Source organism: Mesorhizobium sp. M5C.F.Ca.IN.020.29.1.1 (assembly GCF_003997375.1).
In the GTDB taxonomy this organism is placed as follows: Bacteria; Pseudomonadota; Alphaproteobacteria; order Rhizobiales; family Rhizobiaceae; genus Mesorhizobium; species Mesorhizobium wenxiniae.
This window is the reverse complement of sequence record NZ_RZSW01000747.1, coordinates 1-2,327: the sequence shown is the minus strand read 5'-3', so window position 1 is coordinate 2,327 and position 2,327 is coordinate 1. Positions and strand designations below refer to the sequence as shown.

The window sequence follows — 2,327 nt, the reverse complement described above, 5'->3', positions numbered from 1 at the left end:
GTCTCCAGCCGCGTCAGGCCGCTGGCCGGTTCGTAGCGCGGCAGGCGCGACAGGCCGGAATCGATGACGACGCGCACGCCGTCGATGGTGATCGAGGTCTCGGCGATCGAGGTCGCCAGCACCACCTTGCGGCGGCCGGACGGCGCCGGCTTGATCGCGGCGTCCTGCGCCTTGTTGTCGAGCATGCCGTAGAGCGGCACGATATCGGTGTCGGCACTGACGCGGCCTTGCAGCCGCTCGGCGGTGCGCTCGATCTCGCGCTGGCCGGGCAGGAAAGCGAGCACGCTGCCGCTCTCATCGGCAAGGACCGTGCGGATCGCCTTGGCCATGGCGTCTTCGATGGCGATGCCGGCCGGCCGCTCGTCGTAGCGGATGTCGACGGGAAAGGCGCGGCCTTCGCTCTCGATCACCGGGGCGCCGGAAAGCAGCCGCGAGACTCGCCCGCCGTCAAGCGTCGCCGACATGACCAGCAATCGCAGCTCGGGCCTCAGCGCACCTTTCACGTCGAGCGCCAGCGCCAGCCCGAAATCGCCGTCGAGCGAACGCTCATGGAACTCGTCGAAGAATACCGCCGAGACACCGGGCAACTCCGGATCGTCGAGGATCATCCGCGACAGCACGCCTTCTGTCACGACGAGGATTTTGGTCCTCGCAGAAGTGCGGTTTTCCATGCGCATGGCGTAGCCGACTGTTTCGCCGGGTTCCTCGCCGAGCAGCTCGGCCATGCGGCGGGCGGCAGCGCGGGCAGCGAGCCGGCGCGGCTCGAGCAGAATGATCTTTCCCGTGCCGAGCCATGGCGCGTCGAGCAGCGCCAGCGGCACCAGCGTCGTCTTGCCGGCGCCGGGCGACGCCACCAGCACGGCGCTGTTGCCTTGGCCGAGCGCTTCGCTGAGCGCCGGCAGCACGGCGGAGACCGGAAGCTCCGGCAAGGGTTTTCTGGTCATTGTTCCAAGGATGCATCCATCCAATTGCGGCGGATCCGCAGCGCCCGCATATCAGCGGTGGCGGTCGCCGCGCAACCGGGGGCGGGCCAACTCAAAGCCGGGTCCGCGAGAACGGGTTCCAGCGCACCGTGCCGAGCCTCACATCCTCGCGCACCATCGTCAAAAGGCCGAAGCCGCCAATGACGGCGAGGCCGACAAGCGGCAGAAGATCGGGCGACAGAAGATCTGGCGACAGAAGATCTGGATATTTCTGGAGAACGCGCCCAGGATCACTGGCCCGAGTATCTGCGAATAATGCGTCGGCGCGATCCGCCCAGCCTTTTGACAACGGCATCGTTGCATGAACAGCTTGCATAGGGGAGCTGGGCGAGCAGAATTCCGTTCGGCCACGTTATTCCAGTTCCAGGGAGAATGCAGAGTGAAGATACTGGCGCTCGGTGCGCATCCGGACGATATCGAGATCTTCATGTTCGGTACGATGGCGGCCTATGCCGCACAAGGCGCAGAATTGGTTTTTGCGATAGCCACGGACGGCGCCAAGGGCGGGAAGGGCGATCCGGAATTACTCGCCCGCGCCCGCCGCGAGGAAGCGGCTGTGGCGGCGGACCTGCTTGGCGCAACTCCGCACTTCCTCGACTTTCCGGATGGCACGCTGGTTGCCGATGCCGCGCTAATCGCGGCGCTGAAGGCGCTGATTGGCGACCTGAAGCCGGATCTGGTGATCACCCATGCGCCGAACGACTACCATGGCGACCACCGTGCGCTGTCGGACGGCCTGCGCATCGCGGCATCCTTCACTGTCCCGGTGCTGCATGCCGATACGCTCGGTGGCACCGGCTTTTCGCCGACGCATTATGTCGATATCTCCGGGCATTTCGAGCTCAAGGCGATGGCGATCCGGGCACACCAGTCGCAGGATCCCGAACGTTTCGTCGATGCGGCGCGCACGCAGAACGCGTTTCGCGCCGGCCAGTGCAATGGCACGGCCGGTTCCTTCGCTGAGGCCTTCCGCTTCGAACCGATCTTCCCCTTCGCCGATATCCGCGCCCTGCTGCCGCCGGCCCCAGTGATCCGGCCGGTGACGGTGAGCACCAAAATGGTCAAATGAGCCGGCGCCCGCGCGCCGGACGATCTGACACCCGCCTTTTCTGAACCAAGCAACCCATGCGCCATGCTGCAGCGCAGCGACGAATTCGCTTGCCTTGTTTAGTAAAAAATTGCACCACTAAACAAATTACTAAACACCCGACGCTCGACCGCGTCGCCATGTTTGGACCCCTGAGGAGGGGGGTTGAGGTTTTGAAACCGTCATCCGGACGCGTTTCGTAAATGGGAGGAAGGCATGAAATCGACCTTGAAACTGACGTTGGGACTGACCTCGGC

Annotated in this window: 2 protein-coding genes and 1 pseudogene; 1 reads left to right on the top strand and 2 read right to left on the bottom strand. The window is 64.6% G+C overall.

What is annotated here, in order from left to right; translation table 11 throughout:
• Both EOA85_RS33015 and EOA85_RS33010 read right to left on the bottom strand, forming a co-directional pair.
• Positions 1-944 (bottom strand): DEAD/DEAH box helicase (locus EOA85_RS33015; RefSeq protein ID WP_127212507.1); only part of this gene is annotated, 944 nt, incomplete at its 3' end.
• Between the two features lie 91 nt (positions 945-1,035).
• Positions 1,036-1,262 (bottom strand): annotated as a pseudogene (locus tag EOA85_RS33010) (hypothetical protein); the annotation flags it as partial.
• Positions 1,263-1,362: 100 nt separating this feature from the next.
• On the opposite strand from EOA85_RS33010, the gene EOA85_RS33005 reads away from it, so the two are divergent.
• The gene (locus EOA85_RS33005) at positions 1,363-2,052 is read left to right on the top strand and encodes a PIG-L deacetylase family protein (protein WP_127212506.1); all 690 of its coding nucleotides are present in this window, start codon (positions 1,363-1,365) and stop codon (positions 2,050-2,052) included.
• The last annotated feature ends 275 nt before the right edge of the window (positions 2,053-2,327 follow it).